This is a genomic window from Amycolatopsis roodepoortensis, from assembly GCF_014873915.1.
Classification (GTDB): domain Bacteria; phylum Actinomycetota; class Actinomycetes; order Mycobacteriales; family Pseudonocardiaceae; genus Amycolatopsis; species Amycolatopsis roodepoortensis.
On record NZ_JADBEJ010000005.1, the window covers coordinates 65,049 to 84,292 of the forward strand.

Consider the following 19,244-nt stretch of genomic DNA (forward strand, 5'->3'; position numbering starts at 1 on the left):
AGATTCGGGACACATGCCGTCCCGAATCTCCACGATCGCACCCGCCGTGCGGCATCATGCCGGCATGAGCGGCTTCGGAAAGTGGAATCTCGGCATCGGCGCCGTCCTGATGGGCGCGGCCGTGCTGTGTTCCGTGCTGGACCTGATCTCCGCCGCGGTGATCACCGGCATCCTCGGCCTGCTCGGTCTGTGCGTCGCGGGGTACGACCTGATCGACGGCTGGTCGGAACGCGCCGACCTGCGCCGCCGGGAGGCTCGCGTCCTCCGCGAACGTGAAGGTCGCCAAGACCGCTGAAGTGCCGCTACCGGGGCCCGCCCAGGCAGGTTCGAGCGAGCAGACTGCTCGTCTCCTCGGCGCCGTCACATCGGTCATGTCCGCGGTATCTGGGCGGCCGCGCCGTAGCCGTCCGGGGACGACACCGCCACCGGAATCGCCGTCGGCCGGTCGAACGTCCGGGTCCAGACCGAGTCGATCCACTCGGCGACCGTGCCCACGATGACGTCCGCCGACATCCCGCGCGGGAGTGGCGGCACGTCGGGCTCCCAGCCGGTTTCGTGATGGACGACGCCGAACAAGTGACGTTGGTCGTCGATCGGCTTGTTGAGGACGTAGGAATCCGGGCCGTCGAACCGGGCCCAGACGTCGAAGGTACCCTCGCCGTCCTGGTCGGGGAAGACCTCGATCTCTAGGCTCTCGACGTTGTCACCGATCGCCTCGACTATCGTCCTCAGCCGCGTGGCGACGTCCTCGGAACGCGTGTCGAGGACGTCGCCAAGCCGGCGGCGGTACTCGTCTTGGTCCACACAGGACAATCTACGGAAGCGAGGACGAGCGTCAGTGCGCGGATTCCCGATGGCGCCCGTAGGGCTTGGCGTCGAGAAGGGTGACGCGCACGGCCCCGCCGCTGGGTACGCGGTACTCCCGCCTGTCGCCGGGTTGCGCGCCGTGGAGCGCGCGGCCGAGCGGCGAATCGGGGGAGTAGACCTCGAGTTCGCCGTGGCCTGCCTCGTCCCGCGTGCCGAGCAGGAAGGTCTCGGTGTCGCCGTCGTCGTACCGGATGGTGAGCACCATGCCGGGCTCGGCGATCCCGTCGTCGGGAGGATCCTGCCCGACGACGGCGCCGCGCAGCATGTCCTCGATCTGCCGGATCCGTGCCTGCCGGTGGGTCTTGTGCGCGAATTCGTCGTCGCCGTACCGGTCGTCGGTGCCGGGGCGGCGCAACGTCGCGAGCTCGCGCACCAGCCGCTCGTGCGCTTCCTTGGTCAGCCAAGGGCCTGACATGGTGGTGATCGCCTTTCGGTGGGTACGTCTGTGGGGGCCGGGCGCGGAAAGGACCCAGCCCCCACAGACCTTCGATGAGTCCCGCTTCGGTCAGCGGGTCTCGGGTTCACGAGACCGCCGCTGGAAGGCGCCCGCGTCGGTGGCGAATCCGATCGCGGCCTTCAACAGCAGGTCCTTCTCCGCGCGCAGCAGCGCGTTCTCGGCGCGGAGCCGGTCCACTTCGGACTGTTCGTCGGCCGGCGTTCCGTTGTCCGGAGCCATCAGCGAAGGGGGTCGAAGGGACGCAGGGCCTCCGGCTGCTTGCAGGTGGTGATGTGCTCGGCCAGTAGCCGTCCGGTGATCGGGCCGTGGGTCAGCCCCCACATCCCGTGCCCGCCCGCCACGTAGAGCCCGGGGGTGCTCGTCGCGCCGATCACGTGCCGCCCGTCGGTGGTGACCGGACGGGAGCCGACCCACTCGTCGGTGCGCCGCTCCCAGTCCAGTCCGGTGAGGAAGGGTCGCGCCGACGCGATGATCGACGCGATCCGGGCCGGATCCAGTGGTGCGTCCGGCTTCCGGAACTCCATCGTCCCGGCCACGCGGAGACCGCCCCGATACGGCGTGCACGCCACGCGGATGTCCGGCAGGTACAGCGGGCCCGGCACCGGGCGGTCGGTCGGCACGGTGAAGGAGTAGCCGCGTCCAGCGCGGACAGGGACCTTGACTCCCCACTTCCGGCCCAGATCACCCAGCCAGGCCCCGGTCGCCAGCACGACCGCGTTGGCGTTCACCGTCTGGCCCGTCGTCGAGCGCACGCTCAGCGCGTGGCGGTACGCCCGCAGCGAAGCGACCTCGAATTTGTGGCGGATGGTGCCGCCCCGGCCGACCACCGCACGCGCCAGCGACTCGACGAACCGGCCCGGGTCCACGTAGCGCTGCCCGTCGATCCGGACGGCGGCGCCGAGCCGGGACGTGGCCTGGGGAAACCGGTCGGCCAGTTCGGCCGCAGTGAGCCGTGTCCAGGAGATGTCCTGCCCGGTCTCACCGATGTGCCGCAGTTCGGTGATCAGGCCCGCGGCCTGGTCCGCGGTCTCGAACGCCGCGGTGATCGGCGCTTCGATGGTCGGCGCGTCCACCCCGTTCGCGGTGAGGACGTCGAAGGCTTCCAGGCACTCGTCGTTCAGGGGCGAGTTCGCCTCGACGGCGCGGGTCCACGAGCGTCCGGTGCAGTTCGCGGCGAACCGGGCGAGGAACGACCACAGCCGCGGATCGGGGGACGGCGGGACGTGCAGCGGGGCCTGCCGGTCCAGCAGGGTCCGCAGTCCGTAGCGCAGGACGCCGGGTTCGTTGAGCGGGATCGCGAGGCCGGGGGAGAGCCAGCCGGCATTGCCCCACGACGCGCCCGCCGCGATGCCTTCGCGATCGAGCACGGTGACTCCGACGCCGCGTTCCTGCAGGAACCACGCGGTCGACAGGCCGACCACGCCGGCTCCGATCACGATCGCCGAACGCGGGCCGCCGTCGATCCGGTCGAGCTCGCCCATGAATTCCTCCGCTGCACGAGTGGTGCTGTCGCGGTCAGGATGGCTCGGATCCGGGCGGTGGAGATTGTCCGGTTCCGACAATCCGGGCGGGCCGGTTTGGCCGGAACGGTCAAGGGGCCGGTTCGGACACGGCCAGTTCGATGATCATCGCCAGCCGTTTCGCGGGCTGATCGAGGCGGAGTTCGGTCACTTCAGCCATCTTCCGGAGCCGGTAGCGGATCGTGTTGGGATGCACTTCCAGCCGCTCGGCGGCCTCGGCGAGATCCCCCTGCGCTTCGAGCCAGGCGCGCAGCGTCGCGACGTAGCTGGTGGCGTTGGCGCTGTCGTGCCGCCGCAGCTCGGTGATCGGCCCGCGCGCGGGTGCCCTGCCGGACGCCGCGGCGGCCCGCAGCCGTTGCACGAGGATGTCGTCCCAGGCCTCGTCGTAGGCGATCGCGGATTCCGTGCCCGGCCGTACGGCGTGCAACGCGAGACATTCGTCGGCTTCCAGCCTGCTGGCGGGCAGTTCCGCCGAGGCCGCACCCGCGCCGATCCCGGCCAGCATCGTCACCTGCCTGGGCAGCGCCTCGCGGATCGAACGCACCCATGCCCTGGCCGCCTCGACGTCGTCCCCCGGCAGGACCGTGTAGACGGTGTTGCTGAACAGCGTGCTGCGGCCCGGCCGTGACCAGCCGAAACCGGTCGTCGCCCGCTCGAACGCGAGCAGGAGCGCGGCGTGGCGCTCGTCGCCGATATGGGCCTGGAGCGCGATCACCCGGAACCGGCCGGGAGGCAGGCCGAGCCTGCTGAGCACGGCGGCCGCGTCGGGCGTTCCCTCCACCAGCCGGATCACGAGATCGGATTCGACCTGCCGCTCCAGGTCCGCGCTCGCCCGGGAGCGCAGGAGGTGCAGGCCGACCGTGCGCGAACTGTCCCGCAGGACCGCTCGCCTGGCGTCGGTCAGCGGCCGGTCGCATTCCACCCAGATCGAGCCCAGCAGCTCCCGGCCCGCGCGGACGGCGACCACCATGCGCCCGGTCAGCCCGTGCTCGGGATCGGCGTCGACGAACAAGGGCTCGTCGGATTCCGCGAGATGCGCGAACACGCCTCGCCGTTCGAACAGCTCGCGGACCGGTTCCGGGACACGCCTGCCGAGGATCGTCTCCAGCCGTGCCCGGTCGGCCAGGTGCTGACGGCTGGAGTAGGCGAGGACCCGGGAGAGCCGGTCCTCGATGGTCACCGCGCTGCCGAGCGCGTCCGCCAGGCTGTCGGCCAGCGCGAACAGGTCGGTCGGACCGCGGCCGGACTCGGTCTCGCGGCCTTCCAGGACGAGCCCGTAGACGACGCCCGCGAGCTGGCCCCAGGACACGTCCGGGTCCACCAGCAGCACGGCGACGGCGTCGCTCTCGGCGCGTTCGTCCGGCGCCGATCCGCGGACGAGGACGACCGAGGCGTGCGCCGCGACGGCCAGGTCGACGGCCGTCGCGATCGAGTCCGTCCCGACGGCGAGGAAGACGTCGCCGCGCAGGTCGCGGGGGTCCGCGGCGTCGTGCATCACCACATCGCGCAAGGCCACCTCGCGCGACACCGGGCAGCACCACAGCCGCGCCCCGTATCCACCGAGGACGTTCACGAGCCGATCCAGCGTCACCATGGCCGCGACCCTGCCATCAAATGGTGCCGGACACGACGCGTTCACCCGTTGACTGTGAGTTTAAGAACCTTTTACACTGCGATCGTTAGGAAACTTACTTAACTAAAGCGACTCCGGCCGACCCTCGCCGCTCACCGCCGGTACTCGCCGACTCCGCAACGTCGAGGAGTTCGCATGAAACGGAGAACACCCCTGGCCGGTGTCGCGGTGGCGACGCTGGCCCTGCTGGGGCAGACCTTGATCTCTTCGGGTACCGCGGCGCAAGCGGAATCACTGCTGTCCGCGGGTAAACCGACCTCGACCTCGTCGGTCGAGGGCGCCGAGTTCGGCGGCGCCAACGCCGTCGACGGCAACGCCACGACCCGCTGGGCGAGCGAGGAGATGGTCGATCCGCAGTGGATCGCCGTCGACCTCGGCGCCACGTCGACCGTCACCAAGGTCAAACTGAACTGGGAAGTCGCCTACGCCAAGACCTACAAGATCCAGGGCTCGGCCGACGGCAGGACCTGGACCGACATCAAGTCCGTCGTCGGCGGCGACGGCGGTATCGACGAGCACCTCGGCCTCAACGCCACCGCGCGCCACATCCGAATCCATGGCACGGCTCGCGGCACGAGCTACGGCTACTCGTTGTGGGAGCTGGAGATCTACGGCGACCGCGTCGGCGGCGGGGACACGCAAGCGCCGACGGCGCCCACGGGTCTCGCCGCGAAAGCCACCACGACGGACAGCGTCACCCTCGGCTGGACCGCGTCCACCGACAACGTCGGGGTCACCGAGTACGAGGTGCTTCGCGACGGCAACGTCGTCGGGACCACGGCGACGACCACCTACACCGACAGCGGCCTGGCGTCCGGAGTGGAGTTCGGTTACTCCGTGCGGGCGCGGGACGCGGCGGGCAACGTCTCCGCGGCGAGCCCGGTGATCAGGGCGGCGACCCAGCCCGGCGGCACCGGCCCCGTCACCCTCGCGCTCGCGGGTGACATCGCCAACCCGGAGCTGTTCTCCACGCACCAGGGGACCGCGAACCAGGTCGCCAGGATCAATCCGAAGTACGTGCTGACGGTCGGCGACAACCAGTACCACAAGGGCACCATCTCCGAATACCGCTCCCACTACGACAAGACGTGGGGCAAGTTCAAGAGCATCACCAAACCCACGACGGGCAACCACGAATGGGACGACCAGCTCCGGGGCTACAAGGAGTACTTCGGCGCGATCGCGTACCCGCAGGGTTTGCCGTACTACAGCTACGACATCGGTGACTTCCACTTCGTCGCGATGGACTCGAACCCGATCTACACCGGCGGTGGTTCCGACCAGGTGACCTGGCTGCGCAACGACCTGGCGAAGAACACGAAGTCCTGCGTCATCGGCTATTGGCACCACCCGCGCTTCAACTCGGGGAACTCCGGGGACAAGAAGCAGATGGCGCCACTGTGGAACGAAATGGCCAGGGCGAAGGCGGACATGGTGATCACCGGTCACGACCACCATTACGAGCGGACGAAGCCGCTGGACGTCAACGGCCACATCGACGAGGCCAACGGCGTGCGGTCGGTCATCGCCGGCATCGGTGGCGACTACCTCTACACGGACTACAAGGCTCGTGAAGGGGTGGAGAAGATCCTCGCCAAGCACGGGGTGATGAAGCTGATGCTGAACGGGAAGTCCTACTCCTGGGAAATCCACGACACCAACGGGAATGTGCTCGACAAGGCGGGACCGTACACCTGCCGCTGACGGCCGCGGTCCGGTGCCGTGCGCGGCACCGGACCCGGTGTCGTGAGTGGCGTTCGGGTTATGGGAGGTAAGGCAAAGGTGGCGTGATATCCGAGGCATGTCGCGAAAGCCACTTTCGCGACGCCTGATGTCCCGAAAGTGGCTTTCGCGACACAGCCGCCGCCGTGTAGTCCTGGACAGATTTGATGTCCTGAAGGTCACCGTTGAGACATCCAACGTCCCCAAGGTGACCTTCAGGACGCCCCGCCCGACAAGACACGTTTGACCTTCGGCTCAAAGAGAACGCTCATCAGCACTCACGACCCCCGCACAAAGCGTCCAAAACGGACACTACTGACTGGCCGCCGACTCACTCATCGGTAGCCGTTGGTCAAGACATGACACATTGCTTGCCCCTCAACATGAACACGACGTAGGTCCATCCAGGAGTACAGGTGAATCGATTGGTGAAGCCGGGCACCGCCGCGATCGTGGCGATCGTCCTGCTCGCTCAGCCCGTGACGGCTTCCGGCGCCACGGCGGAATCCTTGCTGTCGGTCAACAAACGGACCACGACCTCCACTGTGGAGAGTGAGGGTTTCAGCGGCGCGCTCGCCGTCGACGGCGATTCGACCACCCGCTGGGCGAGCCTGGAGGGCGATCCACAGTGGATCGCGGTCGACCTCGGCGGTCCGGCGGACATCAGCCGGATCAAGGTCTTGTGGGAATCCGCCCACGCGAAGGACTACCAGGTCCAAGCGTCCGACGACGGCCAGAACTGGCGGGACGTGAAGACCGTCGTGGGCAGCGACGGTGGCCTCGACGAGTTCACCGGGCTGAACACCTCCGCCAGACACGTCCGGATCTTCGGTACGGCACGGGCGACCGTCTACGGGTACTCGCTGTGGGAGCTGGAGGTCTACGGAGTTCGCACCGGCGACGGCGACATCCAGCCGCCGTCGGTGCCGACCGGGCTCCGGCAGGCGTCGTCCACCACGGAGAGCATCACGCTCGGCTGGACCGCGTCGAGCGACAACGTGGGCGTCACGGAGTACGAGGTCCTGCGCAACGGCAACGTCATCGGCCGGTCCGCGACGACTTCCTACACCGACACGTCCCTGGCGTCGGGCTTCGACTTCCAGTACGCGGTGCGGGCGAGGGACGCGGCGGGGAACCTGTCCGGATCGACGATGCCGGTGAGGGCGTCCACCCGGCCGACGGCGTCCGACGGCATCGTCATCGCGCTCGCCGGCGACATCGCCAAGGCCGAGCTGCCGTCCGAGCACCAGCGGACGGCGGAGCTGGTGCGCAAGATCAACCCCCGGTACGTGCTGACCGTCGGCGACAACCAATACGACGACGGCACCATCGAGGAGTTCCGGACCTACTACGACAAGACCTGGGGCAGGTTCAAGAAGATCACCAAACCCACGCCGGGTAACCACGAGTGGAACAACGAGCTGGCGGGATACAAGCAGTACTTCGGGAAGATCGCGACGCCGAAGGGAAAGCCGTACTACAGCTTCGACGTCGGCGCGTTCCATTTCGTCGCGCTCGATTCGGACCCGGTGTACAACGGCGGCGGTGCCGAGCAGGTGGCGTGGTTGCGCAAAGACCTGGCGAAAACGAAGAAGTCCTGTATCGCCGGGTACTGGCACCATCCGCGCTTCAACTCTGGGAATTCCGGCGACGCCAAGAGCATCGCGCCGTTGTGGAACGAGCTGGCCAGGGCGAAGGCGGACGTCGTGTTCGCCGGGCACGATCACCATTACGAGCGGACGAAGCCGCTGGACGTCGACGGGCATGTCGACGAGGCCAACGGCGTGCGGTCGGTCATCGCCGGCATCGGTGGCGACAGCCTCTATCTCGATTACAAGGCCCGTGAAGGTGTCGAGAAGATCCTGGGCAAGCACGGGGTGATGAAGCTGGTGCTCAAGGGAAAGACCTATTCCTGGGAGATCATCGGCACCAACGGGGAACTGCTCGACAAAGCGGGTCCGTACACCTGCCGGTGACGAGGAAAGGGGACGGAGTGAAGCTCCCGGTGAAGTTCATCATGGCGCTGGCGGGTGTCGCCGCGCTCGCCGCCGCCTCGGTGGTGTACGTGGTGCAGGCCAAGGCGAACAGCCCCGAGCGGCGGACGGCCGACGCGGCGGTCGCGGTCGATTCCTCGGGGCCTGTCGGGCTGGGGGAGCCGGGGAGGCTGCTGTTCCGCAACGGCGCGCCGGGGCCGGGGTACGGCAACGTCGCGTCGGTCCCCGTCTTCGAACCCGGCGGTCCGCGGCGGATCAGTTCGCTCGGCTGCGAACGGTTCTACACGGCGGTGGACGGCGGACTGTGCCTCGCGAAGGAACCCACGCCGCTGCCGGGCGCGGTCGCCAAATTCGTCGACTCCGCGCTCGGCGAGGTCAAACGCGTCGACGTCCCCGGCATCCCCAACCGCGCGAAGCTCTCACCCGGTGGCCGGATGGGGAGCTGGACCACCTTCGTCACCGGTGACTCGTACTCGACACCCGGGACCTTCTCGACGCGCACGGCCATCATGGATCGCGAACGGAACGAGCTGTCGAGCAACATCGAGGGCATCCCCTTGCGGATCGGGGACGCGGTCCACCGGGGCGAGGACGTCAACTACTGGGGCGTCACGTTCGCCACCGACGAGCGGACGTTCTTCGCCACGGTCTCCACCGGCGGGCGGACCTATCTCGTGGAGGGCGACAACGAGGCGTGGAAGGCTCGCACCCTGCGGGAGAACGCGGAATGCCCGTCGTTGTCGCCGGACGGCACGAAACTCGCGTTCAAGAAACGCGTGGCCGACGGCGACGTCCGGCCATGGCGGGAGCATGTGCTGGACCTGACCACGATGCGGGAGACGCCGCTCGCGGAGGCGCGCAGCATCGACGACCAGGTGGTCTGGCTCGACGACGGCACGATCGCCTACGGCCTGCCGCGCGCGGACGGCAAGGAGAGCGACATCTGGTCCGTGCCCGCCGACGGCACCGGAGCGCCGCGTCTGCTGGTTCCCCTGGCGTCGTCGCCGTCCGTCACGACGGCTCGTCGATGACGGCGAATCTCCCGTCCTCCCGGTACAGCCAGTACCGGCGCAGCATGCGCAACACCACCGAGACCTGCAGTGCGGTGATCCCGGGCAAGGGGGCGAGGTCCCTGGTGAGGAAGTCGGCCATTTCGTCCTCGTTCCGGAACACGCCCTGGTGGATGACCGAAGCGGTGCCGGCGACGATCGACACGTACCGCGCCGACGGATGCCGGGCCAGCTCCCCGGCCACGGCCTGGATGGCGCCCGGGGTGATGGTCAGCGCGATGACCGCCTCCAGTTCGTAGCCGAGCTGCGCGGGTTCCACCTCGACGCGTGGCCGGACGATGCCGCGCCGCAACGTCGACTGGATCAGCCGGTAGGCGGTGGACTGGCTGAGGCCGAGGATCCGGCCCGCTTCGGCCGCGGTGATCCGCCCGTTCCCGGCCAGCAGCCCGATGAGCCGCCGCTCGTCGGCGCCCACCTCGCCGGCGTCGAATCCGTCCGGTACCACCTGATCGCGGGACAAGATCTTCTGCTGGTCTTCGCTCAGCCGGTGCAGCCGCCAGGAGTCGGCCCTCGTCAACGCCCGCAGCACCAGCTCCGAATGTGTCCCTGCCACGCCCGGCACCCCTGGGATGCGCTCGGCGAGCAGTTCGCGCGCCTCGGCGCGATCCGGAACGTGCACGGCCAGGTAGACGTCCGACCGGCCCGCCGTCTCCGCCGCGAGCTGGACCTCGGGAAACCGTGCGAGCGCCTTCGCCGCCGAGCCGGACGCACCCGGTTCGGTCGTGACCCAGACGTGCCGCGGGTTCCCGCGCGCCCTCGCCGTCCACTCGACCTGGCCGATCACCCGGAGGATCCGCTGTTCCTCGAGCCGAAGCAGCCGTCGTCCCACCGTGCTGGCGGAGACGTCGAGCGCCTCGGCGAGCGTGGCGACCGAGGCACGCGGGGCGATCTGGAGCGCCGCGATCAGATCCAGCTCGGGTTCGGTCAGCATGTGGTGAATGTATCAGTCATCTGGTGTGCTCTGGTGACTGATACATGCGTAATTCAGTTCAGGGTTGCACTATTCGGTCGCTTGAGTTTGTAATGGGCCCTCCGATCAGGAAGGAGCCGCGCCGGTGAGTTCCAGCCAGGCCAGAACGACCTCACGTCCGATGAACCTCCTGCTGCGCGTGCTCGACGGCGTCGAGCGGCTCGGAAACAAGCTGCCGCATCCGTTCTGGCTGTTCGTCATCCTGAGCGGCGTGCTGGCGCTCGCCAGCTGGGGGCTCAGCGCGGCCGACGTGTCGGCGGTGAACCCGGCGTCGGGCAAGACCGTCGAGGCGAAGAACCTGCTGTCCGCCGACGGCGTGCGGATGATGGTGACCGACGCGGTCAAGAGCTACACGTCGTTCCCGCCGCTGGGCACGATCCTCGTGGTGATGCTCGGCGTGGCGGTCGCCGAACGCTCCGGTCTGCTCGCGGCCGTGCTGCGGTCCGGTGTTTCGAAGGTCTCGCCGCGATGGGTGACCTTCGCGCTGGCGTTCACCGGAATGGTGTCCCACGTCGCGTCCGACGCGGCCTATGTGGTGCTGATCCCCTTGGGCGCCTTGGCTTTCCGCGCGGTGGGACGGAGCCCGATCCTGGGCATCGTGGTCGCGTTCGTGTCGATCTCCGCCGGGTACGACGCCAGCCCGCTCATCACGCCGACCGACGCGATCCTGTCCGGCCTGACCACGGCGGCGGCGCAGACGATCGATCCGGCCTATTCGGTCACCCCGCTGGCCAACTACTTCTTCTCGCTCGCCTCGTCGGTCGTGCTGGCCGCCGTGATCACGCTCGTGACCGAGAAGGTCCTCGCGCGGCGCGCCGAGGCGATGCCCGTCGACGAAGACGCGGAGGAGGACGATCTCGGCTCGCTCCAGCTCAGCCGCCAGGAACGGCGTGGCCTGCTCGCCGCGCTCATCGCGCTGGCCGTCTTCGTGGTCGCCCTGGTGCTTGCGGTGCTGCCCGCGTCGTCGCCGTTGCGCGGCAAGGGCGGAAGCATCATCGAGTCACCCTTGCTGACGTCCATCTCGATCTTCCTCGCACTCGGCTTCCTGGCCGCGGGCTGGGCCTACGGCAAGGTCGCCGGGACGGTGACCAGCAGCCGCGACATCCCGGGGTTCATGGCACACGGATTCCGCGAGATGGCGCCGATCCTGGTGCTGTTCTTCGCCATCTCACAGTTCCTGGCCTACTTCAAGTGGACCGGTATCGGCGAGATCACCGCGATCAACGGCGCCGGCCTGCTCAAATCCGCCGGCGTCTCCGGGCCGGTCATCATGCTGGGCATCCTCGTCGTGGTGACCCTGGTGAACCTGATCGTCACCAGCGGCTCGGCGCAGTGGGCGCTGATCGGCCCGGTGTTCGTGCCGATGCTGATGTTGCTGGACATCCCGCCGGAGACCACGCAGGCGCTGTATCGCATCGCGGACTCGTGCACGAACGCGATCACCCCGATGAGCCCGTACTTCGTGATGGCGCTGGGCTTCCTGCAGCGCTACCGGCGTTCGGCGGGGATCGGGACGCTGTTCTCGATGACGGTCCCGCTCTCGTTCGCCCTGCTGGTGGTGTGGACGTTGCTGTTCTTCGTGTTCTGGGTGTTCGGCATCCCGCTCGGCCCCGGCGCCCCCGTTCGGTAGAAAGGATTCTCTTGTCACACACGGAATGGTCCCGCCAGGCACTGCCCGCCATGCTCGACGATCTGCGGACGATCGTCGAACTGGAGACGCACAGCTACGACAAGCCGATGCTGGACAAAGGCATCGACACCATCCGGGCCTGGGCCTTCGACCGCCTCGGCGAGCCCGATACCGAAGCCCGCCACACCGACACGGTCCGCGGCGACGTGCTCGAACTGGGCTATGCGGGGACGGCGCCGGGAACGGTACTGCTGCTGAGTCACTACGACACGGTGTGGCCGACCGGCACGCTCACCGGCTGGCCGTACACCGACGAGGACGGCCGCGTCACCGGGCCGGGCGCGTTCGACATGAAACTCGGTCTGGTGCAGTCGGTCTGGGCCCTGCGAGGCCTCCGCGAGCTCGGCCTGCCGCATCCGTCGGTCAAGTTCCTCTTCAACGGCGACGAGGAGATCGGCAGCCCCCACTCCCGGCCGTACATCGAAGCGGCCAGTGAAGGCGCGCTGGCCACCCTCGTCTTCGAGGCGTCGCTGGACGGCAAGCTGAAGACCGCGCGCAAGGGGGTCGGCCTGTTCGACGTGACCGCCACCGGCGTCGAAGGTCATGCGGGCCTGGACCCGTACGCGGGTGCGAGCGCGATCCACGCCCTCGCCGAGATCGTCGGGCAGCTGGCGTCCGCGGGCTCACGCGAACTCGGGACCACGGTCAACGTCGGCACCATCTCCGGCGGCACCGGTCGTAACGTCACCGCGGGCAGCGCCGGCTGCGGCGTCGACGTCCGCGTCGCCGAACCGTCCGAAATGGACCGGATCGACAAGGTGTTCGCCGGTCTGGAAGCCGCCGACCCCCGCGTGACCGTCTCGGTGGAAGGGGAGTGGAACCGGCCGCCGATGACACCGAACGACCCGTCACGGGCGCTGTTCGCGACCGCGCGGAAGGTGGCCGCCGACGAGGGCTGGCAGCTGGAGGAGACCGCGGTGGGAGGTGCGAGCGACGGCAACTTCGTGTCCGCGCTGGGCCGTCCGGTGCTCGACGGGCTCGGCGCCGTCGGAGGCGGCGCGCACGCGCGCGACGAGCACATCCTCACGAGGCACATCCCGGAACGGACGGCGCTGGCGATCGGGCTGATCTCGGCACTCGCCTGACGAGCGGTTTGCCCGGTCGGCTCTGGGGTACGCCCTGGGCAGGAGGTGTTCGTCGCCTGCCCCTGCGGCTCCGGTGGCAGGCCGAGGTCATGTCTTCGGTCACGTATCGCGCGTTCGCCGACCGGCGGATGGCGGGCCGGCAGCTGGCCCGCGCGATCGGGCGGCCCGATTGGCCTGATCTGCTGGTGCTCGGCCTGGCGAGGGGTGGGGTGCCGGTAGCCGCCGAAGTCGCTCGCGAACTCGGTGCACCGCTGGGTGTGGCCGTGTCCCGCAAGATCGGCGCGCCCGGCCATCCGGAGTTCGGAGTGGGCGCGGTGACGGCGGACGGGCCGCCCTACTACGACATGGACACACTGCACAGGCTCGGGCTGAGACCGGCCGACCTGGAGCAGACGTGCGAAGCCGAGCGAGCGGAGGCGCGCCGCCGGCTCGACCGCTATCACGGCGGCCGGGTCGCGGTCGCGGCTCGCGGCCGTGAGGTCCTGCTGGTGGACGACGGGCTCGCCACCGGTGTCACGGCGACGGCCGCGCTGCGCGCCCTGCGTCGGGCGGAGCCGCGCCGGTTGGTGTTCGCCACTCCCGTGTGCGCCGTGCGGGCGCCCGAGCTGCTGCGCGACGAGGCGGACGACGTCCTCTGTCTGATCGAGCCAGCGCAGTTCAGAGCGGTCGGCCAGTGGTACCAGGACTTCTCGCAGACCAGCGACGAGGAAGTCGTCGCGCTGCTCCAGGCGGCCGCGCCTTCTTGAGCGAGGTTTCGGCGACCGCCGAACGTGGTATTCATGGCAGTGTCGCCGTCGCTCGGACAGGACGTGAACAGTGATGACATCACCGGAATCCACAATGGACAAGGGAGCGGTCGTCGCGGGTTACGACGGCTCCGAAGAAGCACGGAGGGCCGTGCGCTGGGCCGCGGGGGAGGCCGCCGCCCGCGGCTGCGGGCTGGTCATCGCCCACGTCGTCGGGTTCCCGCCCGTACCCGAGGCGCTCCCGGGTGGCGGTGCGTGGCCGCGACCGGGGTTCCTCGAAGCAGGTCAGGAAACGGCGCAGCGGCACGCCGAGGCCATGCTCGGCGACATCGCCCAGGACTGCCGCCGAGCCTGGCCGGGGCTGCCCGTCTCGACGCGGCTGTTGTCCGGCCGCGCACCCGACGAGCTGGCCCGCGCCGCGGAGAACGCGGAGCTGCTGGTCATCGGGTCGTCGGGGCTCACCGCGCTGCCCAGGCTCCTGGTCGGCTCGACGGCCAACGAACTCCTGCACGACTACCACCGGCCGATCGTGGTCGTGCGCGCCGGCGACGTACCGGCGGAGGGAAAGGTCGTGGTCGGTGTCGACGGGTCCGAGACCAGCAGGGAAGCCATCGGGTTCGCCTACGACTTCGCCGACCGGCACGACCGCGCGCTGGTGGCCCTGCACGTCTGGTCCGATCTCCCGCTCGAAGCCATGGCGGTGACGCCTACCGAGCACGACAGGGAACTCATCGAGGAACGGGGAAAGCCCCTGCTCGACGAATCGCTGGCCGGATATCGGGAACGGTATCCCGACGTTCCCGTCCAGCGGGTGATTGCGGTCGACCGGCCCGCCCACGCCCTGGCGGAGCAAGCCGAGGGTGCCGCGCTGCTCGTCGTCGGCAGTCACGGACGCGGGCCGCTGCGCCGAGCTCTGCTGGGCTCGGTCAGCCGCGCCATGGTCCACCACGCGCCGTGTCCCGTCGCCGTAGTCCGTCACCACAAGGAACGCCACGCCGGCTACCCGAAGACGCGCGGATGAATCCCGCCGGACCGGGTGAACGATCGAATACACGCTTCCCGGTGGCATGGCGCCGGCGACGCTGCGGGCCGCGTCGTCCCGTCCACAGAATCGGTCATGAAGTTCATGCATTGCCTCGTGACCCTCGCCATGGTCATGGCGACGACACACGTCACCTCGCCTCCGGCGTTCGCCATCGGCACGCCGAGACTGCTCATCGGCCAGGACTTCCCGGATCCCGACGTCATCAAGACCGACTCGGGCTACCTCGCCTTCTCCACGAGCACCGGCGCGACGAAAATGCCGTACGCGCACGCTCCGGCGCCGGAAGGTCCGTGGCGGATGGCCGGCGACGCGCTCGCGGCCGCACCCAAGTGGGCGAAACCCGACGGTGGGTTCTGGGCTCCCGACGTGACCCGGCTGACCGACGGTACGTTCCTGCTCTACTTTTCCGCGGCGGTGGCTCCCGGCGGGGAGATGTGCATCGGCGTCGCGACCGCCGCGAAGGCCGAAGGGCCGTACACACCGGCCGGTGACGGTCCACTGATCTGCGTCCCCGGCGACGGCGGCGACATCGACCCGCAGACCTTTGTGGACAGTGACGGCTCGAGGTACCTGCTCTACAAGAGCGACGGCGCGGCCATCGGTCCTCCGGCCGCGATCTGGTCGCAGAAGATGCGCGCGGATGGGCGCACACCGGACGGCCCGCGGATCGAGCTTTTGCGCGCCGATCTCGCGTCGGAGAACGCCGTCGTCGAGGCACCGTCGGTGGTGAAGACGCCGGGCAAGTACCTGCTGTTCTACTCCGCCGACACGTTCCAGAGTTCCGGCTACCACACGGGCTACGCGTCCGCGCCCGCGCTGAGCGGACCGTTCGTGAAAGCCGGTGCGCCGATCCTGTCCACCGATCTGCTCGGCGGCAAGGTCGACGCACCGGGTGGGGCCGACGTCGTCGACGGTCATATCCACTTCCATGGCTGGCTCGGAGGTGGCCGCACCGCCCGCGGGATGTTCCAGCTGCCCATCACGTTCCCGAACGATGTTCCCCAGCTCGGCTGACAGGGGTTTCGCCGCCGTCGTTCGGGTACCCAGGCGGGAGACCGACCGAAGGAGCACCGGCGATGACAGCGCAGCCGCCCGACCCCGAACCCGAACAGACCAGCCGCGAACCAGGAGGGGGCGTCAGGCCGGGCGACACGCCGCCCGACTCGGCTCAGACCTCCGGGCTCTCGCACCCGCAGCCGATGCCCTCCAAGGCGATGCCGGTCGCCTGGCTGATCTTCATCGGCGTTCTCGTCGTCCTGGCGAGCGGATTCGTCGTCGCGCTGGCGCTGGGATGGCTCAAGCTGGGCTGACCACGGGCAGGCATTCGTCGAGCAGGCCGACGACGTCGCGCCACGCCCGCTCCGCGTGCCGCGCGTGATAGCCGACGCCAGGAAGCACGGCTTGATCCACCGGCGGGTGGTGGAAGGCGTGCTGCGCGCCGCCGTAGACCACGAGCCGCCAGTCGACGCCGGCCTCCTGCATTTCGGTGGTGAACGCCTCCCGTTGCGCGGGCGGCATGATCGGGTCTTCCGAGCCGACCCCGGCCCAGACCGGGCAGCGGATCCGTGCCGCTTCGCCCGGACGGCCCGTGGTCACCGCGTTGATCGTGCCGATCGCGCGCAGGTCGACGCCGTCCCGGCCGAGTTCCAGCGCGATCGCGCCGCCGGTGCCGTATCCGATGGCGGCGATCCGGTCCGGATCGGTCCGCGGCTCCGACCGCAGTACGTCGAGGGCCGCGTGGCCGATCTCCCGCATCCGGTCCGGATCGGCGAGCAGGGGCATCACGTACGCCAGCATCTCCTCGGGGTCCGAGAACCAGCGCCCGCCGTTGAAATCGAAGGCCAGCGCCACGTACCCCAACTCGGCGAGGGCGTCGGCTCGGCGACGCTGGAAATCGTTCAGTCCCGTCCCTTCCGGCCCGATCAGGACCGCGGGACGGCGGTCGGTACCGCACGGGAGCGCCAGGCGCCCGACCATCGTCAATCCGTCCGCGGGGTATTCGACCGTGCGTGTGGTGACCGGCATGAACCGGACTCTAATGATCGTCGAGCCCGGCTGGGCGGGTGTTCACGGACAGCGGAACCGCGTCACGCTCGCGCGGTCCGTCCACTGTGGACTGAGCGGGGACCAGGCGGAAGAGGGCCATCGCGCTGATCATGCTCACGCCGCAGATCCCGGCCAGATACCAGGTGATGCCGGTGGTCGAACCAGTGGCGTTGAGCACCGCGGTGGCGATCATCGGAGCGAGCCCGCCGCCGAGGATCGCGCCGCCCTGCAGCAGCAGCGACATACCGGAGAACCGGACGTTGACCGGGAAGGTGTCCGCGATGATCGCGCCCTGCACGCAGTGGGTGATCGGGACGACCAGGCCCATACCCGCCAGTGCGAGCATCGTGAGCCCGGTGTTGCCGCTGTTCAGCAACGGGAAGAACGCGAGACACCACAGCAGGAGCGCGGCCGAGCCGGCGACGAACATGGTGCGCCTGCCGTGGCGGTCGGCGATGCGGGTCCAGATCGGGATGGTGGCGAACCACAGCACCGCCGATCCGGTCACCGACAGGATCAGGAACTGCCGGTCGTAGTGGAGGTTCTGAGTTCCGTAGGACAGGGTGAAGACCATGAAGACGTAGGCGACCGCCGAGTTCGCCACGCCGACCAGCAAGGTCAGCGCGAGCCTGCCGAAGCCGACCTTGAAGGCCTCGCCGAGCGGGAACCGGACCACCTTGTCGTTCCGGGCAACCTGCGTGAACGACGGTGATTCGGTGATCTTCAGCCGGATCATCAGTCCGATCGCGACCAGCACGACGCTCAGGAGGAACGGGATCCGCCAGCCCCACGCGGCGAACGCGTCGGCGGGCATCAGCGCGCTGCTGCCGAGGAACAGCAGATTCGCCAGTACCAGCCCGGCCGGGGTGCCCATCTGCGGGAACCCGGCGTACCGGTTCCGTTGATCGGCGGGCGCGTGTTCCATCGACATCAGGGTCGCTCCCGCGCCTTCGCCGCCGAGCCCGATGCCCTGCACGATCCGCATCGCGACCAGCAGGATCGGCGCCCAGATGCCGATCGCCTCGAAGTTCGGGATCAACCCGATCAACGTGGAGCCGACACCCATCAGCATCAGCGACACCACCAGCGTGGACTTGCGGCCGATCCGGTCGCCGAAGTGACCGAACACCAGACCGCCGAGCGGGCGGGCGATGAACCCGACGGCGAAGGTGCTGAACGCGGCGAGGGTGCCGACCGTGGGGCTCAGCGAGGGAAAGAACTGTTTGTTGAAGATCAGCGCGGACGCGGTGCCGTAGAGAAAGAAGTCGTACCACTCGAGGGTGGTCCCGGCGAGCGTGGCGGCGGCGATCCTGCGGGGCGCGGGTGCGTTCATCTGCGAAAACCCAATCGACTCGGGCGACAGCCGATCGCGGCTGCTGGCGATTGGGCAGAAGCCTTACACCGTGAGGCATAGGCCACAAATGCCGAATTGCCGGTCTGCCATGCCCGAACCGGTATACCTGAGCCATGGTTGACTCCGACGCGAGCGCCGAGGCTGGAGGAGTCCCCTGTGGCATTGGAAAGTCTGCCGTTCTGGTGCGCGGAGCACTTGGGGCCGAAGGGTTCCTCGTCCCTGGCCGCTCACGCCGAGCAGTTCCCGCCCGGCGGTGAGTCGCTGCCCGTCGACTCACCGGGCGTCGCCGTGCGTTACGCGGCGGCGTTCGCCAGGTTGATGGCCGGACTGGCGACCTGGTCGTCCCACCGCCGTTGCCGAATCCGCGCCGGAGGCGTGGGCGGTGCACAGTCCGGGGTGGCAGCCGGAGGAGGCTGCGCTGGTGGGAGCGGCGAGTGGCGTGTTCCCGAAGGCCGGGGACGCAGTCCGCTGTCGGGCGAATCTGGCCGATATTCACTTGTTCCGACCAATTCGGTTCAGGGTGAATCCCGGTAGGGTCCACGCATGGGCTCGGAACTTCCCGACGATCTGTTCCGCGGCGACCCCGTCGAGATCGAGCGCGGTCTGGACGACTGGGTGGCCGAATTCGAGCGCAACGCCGCCCGCTATCAGGAGTTGCAACACCGGGTCGAGGACGTTCGGGTGTCCGCGAGCAGTCCCGGCGGAGTCGTCACCGTCACGGTGGACGCGAACGGCTCGGTCGTCGACGCGAAGTTCACCGAACGTGTCCATCGCACTTCGCCTGAAGAGCTCGGAGCTCAGCTGATGGGGGCCATCAACCGCGCAAAGGCCGAGATCGCCGGCCGGGTGCGTGAGGTCGCCGACGACACGCTCGGTGCGGAAGCCGGTGCGAGCGCGGACCGGATCGTGGATTACTACCAAGAGCGATTTCCTTCGACTGGGGAGTCAGCAGAGGCTTTACCTCGGGTCGACCGCGGGGAGGCCGATGACGGGGAGGGGGACTTCGGTGGAGGTTCCATCTACGACCGGAGGCGATGACCGTCTC

At 68.9% G+C, this 19,244-nt stretch carries 19 protein-coding genes; 11 read left to right on the plus strand and 8 right to left on the minus strand.

Annotation, left to right across the window (positions count from 1 at the left end; translation table 11 throughout):
- Window positions 1–64: 64 nt before the first annotated feature.
- Window positions 65–295 (plus strand): hypothetical protein, encoded by a 231-nt coding sequence (locus H4W30_RS19735; protein ID WP_192744221.1) that lies wholly within the window; start codon window positions 65–67, stop codon window positions 293–295.
- A 74-nt stretch (window positions 296–369) separates the two neighbouring features.
- On the opposite strand, the gene H4W30_RS19740 is transcribed toward H4W30_RS19735, so the two are convergent.
- From H4W30_RS19740 to H4W30_RS19760, 5 genes are all read right to left on the minus strand, one after another.
- Window positions 370–804, minus strand: coding sequence for a DUF6389 family protein (locus tag H4W30_RS19740; RefSeq protein WP_192744222.1), 435 nt, complete (start codon window positions 802–804; stop codon window positions 370–372).
- Window positions 805–835: 31 nt separating this feature from the next.
- Window positions 836–1,282, minus strand: a complete 447-nt coding sequence (locus H4W30_RS19745; protein ID WP_192744223.1) for a GreA/GreB family elongation factor — start codon at window positions 1,280–1,282, stop codon at window positions 836–838.
- A 90-nt stretch (window positions 1,283–1,372) separates the two neighbouring features.
- Window positions 1,373–1,543, minus strand: coding sequence for a hypothetical protein (locus H4W30_RS19750; protein WP_192744224.1), 171 nt, complete (start codon window positions 1,541–1,543; stop codon window positions 1,373–1,375).
- The gene (locus tag H4W30_RS19755; RefSeq protein WP_192744225.1) at window positions 1,543–2,805 is read right to left on the minus strand and encodes an NAD(P)/FAD-dependent oxidoreductase; all 1,263 of its coding nucleotides are present in this window, start codon (window positions 2,803–2,805) and stop codon (window positions 1,543–1,545) included. The genes H4W30_RS19750 and H4W30_RS19755 overlap by 1 nt, the downstream gene beginning before the upstream one ends.
- A 109-nt stretch (window positions 2,806–2,914) precedes the next feature.
- Entirely contained in the window at window positions 2,915–4,438 is a 1,524-nt protein-coding gene (locus H4W30_RS19760) for a PucR family transcriptional regulator (protein WP_192744226.1), read from the minus strand.
- 174 nt (window positions 4,439–4,612) lie between these two features.
- Between H4W30_RS19760 and H4W30_RS19765 the strand changes: the two genes are divergently transcribed.
- The 3 genes from H4W30_RS19765 (at window position 4,613) to H4W30_RS19775 (ending at window position 9,224) form a co-directional block, all read left to right on the plus strand.
- Window positions 4,613–6,181, plus strand: coding sequence for a discoidin domain-containing protein (locus H4W30_RS19765; protein WP_192744227.1), 1,569 nt, complete (start codon window positions 4,613–4,615; stop codon window positions 6,179–6,181).
- A gap of 434 nt (window positions 6,182–6,615) precedes the next feature.
- Window positions 6,616–8,175, plus strand: a complete 1,560-nt coding sequence (locus H4W30_RS19770; RefSeq protein WP_318780627.1) for a discoidin domain-containing protein — start codon at window positions 6,616–6,618, stop codon at window positions 8,173–8,175.
- Window positions 8,176–8,192: 17 nt separating this feature from the next.
- Window positions 8,193–9,224, plus strand: a complete 1,032-nt coding sequence (locus tag H4W30_RS19775) for a TolB-like translocation protein (RefSeq protein WP_192744228.1) — start codon at window positions 8,193–8,195, stop codon at window positions 9,222–9,224.
- Here H4W30_RS19775 and H4W30_RS19780 read toward each other — a convergent pair.
- On the minus strand, window positions 9,205–10,194 hold the full coding sequence (locus H4W30_RS19780; RefSeq protein WP_192744229.1) for an Lrp/AsnC family transcriptional regulator: 990 nt from the start codon (window positions 10,192–10,194) through the stop codon (window positions 9,205–9,207). The two genes, H4W30_RS19775 and H4W30_RS19780, sit on opposite strands and share 20 nt — an antisense overlap.
- 160 nt (window positions 10,195–10,354) lie before the next feature.
- On the opposite strand from H4W30_RS19780, the gene H4W30_RS19785 reads away from it, so the two are divergent.
- The 6 genes from H4W30_RS19785 to H4W30_RS19810 all read left to right on the plus strand — a co-directional run bounded on the left by H4W30_RS19785 (window position 10,355) and on the right by H4W30_RS19810 (window position 16,109).
- Window positions 10,355–11,863: an AbgT family transporter gene (locus H4W30_RS19785; protein ID WP_192746721.1), complete on the plus strand. Its 1,509-nt coding sequence runs from the start codon at window positions 10,355–10,357 to the stop codon at window positions 11,861–11,863.
- A 50-nt stretch (window positions 11,864–11,913) separates the two neighbouring features.
- On the plus strand, window positions 11,914–13,008 hold the full coding sequence (locus H4W30_RS19790; protein WP_192746722.1) for a M20 family metallopeptidase: 1,095 nt from the start codon (window positions 11,914–11,916) through the stop codon (window positions 13,006–13,008).
- 89 nt (window positions 13,009–13,097) lie between these two features.
- The gene (locus tag H4W30_RS19795) at window positions 13,098–13,754 is read left to right on the plus strand and encodes a phosphoribosyltransferase (RefSeq protein ID WP_192744230.1); all 657 of its coding nucleotides are present in this window, start codon (window positions 13,098–13,100) and stop codon (window positions 13,752–13,754) included.
- Window positions 13,755–13,827: 73 nt separating this feature from the next.
- Window positions 13,828–14,775 (plus strand): universal stress protein, encoded by a 948-nt coding sequence (locus H4W30_RS19800; protein ID WP_225949778.1) that lies wholly within the window; start codon window positions 13,828–13,830, stop codon window positions 14,773–14,775.
- Between the two features lie 96 nt (window positions 14,776–14,871).
- Window positions 14,872–15,813: a glycoside hydrolase family 43 protein gene (locus H4W30_RS19805; protein ID WP_192744231.1), complete on the plus strand. Its 942-nt coding sequence runs from the start codon at window positions 14,872–14,874 to the stop codon at window positions 15,811–15,813.
- 62 nt (window positions 15,814–15,875) lie between these two features.
- Window positions 15,876–16,109, plus strand: coding sequence for a DUF6480 family protein (locus tag H4W30_RS19810; RefSeq protein WP_192744232.1), 234 nt, complete (start codon window positions 15,876–15,878; stop codon window positions 16,107–16,109).
- On the opposite strand, the gene H4W30_RS19815 is transcribed toward H4W30_RS19810, so the two are convergent.
- Both H4W30_RS19815 and H4W30_RS19820 read right to left on the minus strand, forming a co-directional pair.
- Window positions 16,096–16,824, minus strand: a complete 729-nt coding sequence (locus H4W30_RS19815) for a dienelactone hydrolase family protein (protein ID WP_192744233.1) — start codon at window positions 16,822–16,824, stop codon at window positions 16,096–16,098. The genes H4W30_RS19810 and H4W30_RS19815 overlap by 14 nt on opposite strands.
- Before the next feature lie 10 nt (window positions 16,825–16,834).
- Window positions 16,835–18,178, minus strand: a complete 1,344-nt coding sequence (locus tag H4W30_RS19820; protein ID WP_192744234.1) for an MFS transporter — start codon at window positions 18,176–18,178, stop codon at window positions 16,835–16,837.
- Between the two features lie 564 nt (window positions 18,179–18,742).
- Here H4W30_RS19820 and H4W30_RS19825 point away from each other — a divergent pair.
- Complete coding sequence (locus H4W30_RS19825; RefSeq protein WP_192744235.1) at window positions 18,743–19,237, plus strand: YbaB/EbfC family nucleoid-associated protein; 495 nt, start codon at window positions 18,743–18,745, stop codon at window positions 19,235–19,237.
- The last annotated feature ends 7 nt before the right edge of the window (window positions 19,238–19,244 follow it).

Bases quoted from the DNA above. Each gene is read 5' to 3' on its own strand.
- H4W30_RS19745 (WP_192744223.1), bottom strand. From the start codon at position 1,282: ATGTCAGGCCCTTGGCTGACCAAGGAAGCGCACGAGCGGCTGGTGCGC.
- H4W30_RS19820 (WP_192744234.1), bottom strand. From the start codon at position 18,178: ATGAACGCACCCGCGCCCCGCAGGATCGCCGCCGCCACGCTCGCCGGG.
- H4W30_RS19825 (WP_192744235.1), top strand. From the start codon at position 18,743: ATGGGCTCGGAACTTCCCGACGATCTGTTCCGCGGCGACCCCGTCGAG.
- H4W30_RS19810 (WP_192744232.1), top strand. From the start codon at position 15,876: ATGACAGCGCAGCCGCCCGACCCCGAACCCGAACAGACCAGCCGCGAA.
- H4W30_RS19805 (WP_192744231.1), top strand. From the start codon at position 14,872: ATGAAGTTCATGCATTGCCTCGTGACCCTCGCCATGGTCATGGCGACG.
- H4W30_RS19755 (WP_192744225.1), bottom strand. From the start codon at position 2,805: ATGGGCGAGCTCGACCGGATCGACGGCGGCCCGCGTTCGGCGATCGTG.
- H4W30_RS19800 (WP_225949778.1), top strand. From the start codon at position 13,828: ATGACATCACCGGAATCCACAATGGACAAGGGAGCGGTCGTCGCGGGT.
- H4W30_RS19785 (WP_192746721.1), top strand. From the start codon at position 10,355: ATGAACCTCCTGCTGCGCGTGCTCGACGGCGTCGAGCGGCTCGGAAAC.
- H4W30_RS19790 (WP_192746722.1), top strand. From the start codon at position 11,914: ATGCTCGACGATCTGCGGACGATCGTCGAACTGGAGACGCACAGCTAC.
- H4W30_RS19795 (WP_192744230.1), top strand. From the start codon at position 13,098: ATGTCTTCGGTCACGTATCGCGCGTTCGCCGACCGGCGGATGGCGGGC.
- H4W30_RS19750 (WP_192744224.1), bottom strand. From the start codon at position 1,543: ATGGCTCCGGACAACGGAACGCCGGCCGACGAACAGTCCGAAGTGGAC.
- H4W30_RS19760 (WP_192744226.1), bottom strand. From the start codon at position 4,438: ATGGTGACGCTGGATCGGCTCGTGAACGTCCTCGGTGGATACGGGGCG.
- H4W30_RS19735 (WP_192744221.1), top strand. From the start codon at position 65: ATGAGCGGCTTCGGAAAGTGGAATCTCGGCATCGGCGCCGTCCTGATG.
- H4W30_RS19765 (WP_192744227.1), top strand. From the start codon at position 4,613: ATGAAACGGAGAACACCCCTGGCCGGTGTCGCGGTGGCGACGCTGGCC.
- H4W30_RS19815 (WP_192744233.1), bottom strand. From the start codon at position 16,824: ATGCCGGTCACCACACGCACGGTCGAATACCCCGCGGACGGATTGACG.
- H4W30_RS19780 (WP_192744229.1), bottom strand. From the start codon at position 10,194: ATGCTGACCGAACCCGAGCTGGATCTGATCGCGGCGCTCCAGATCGCC.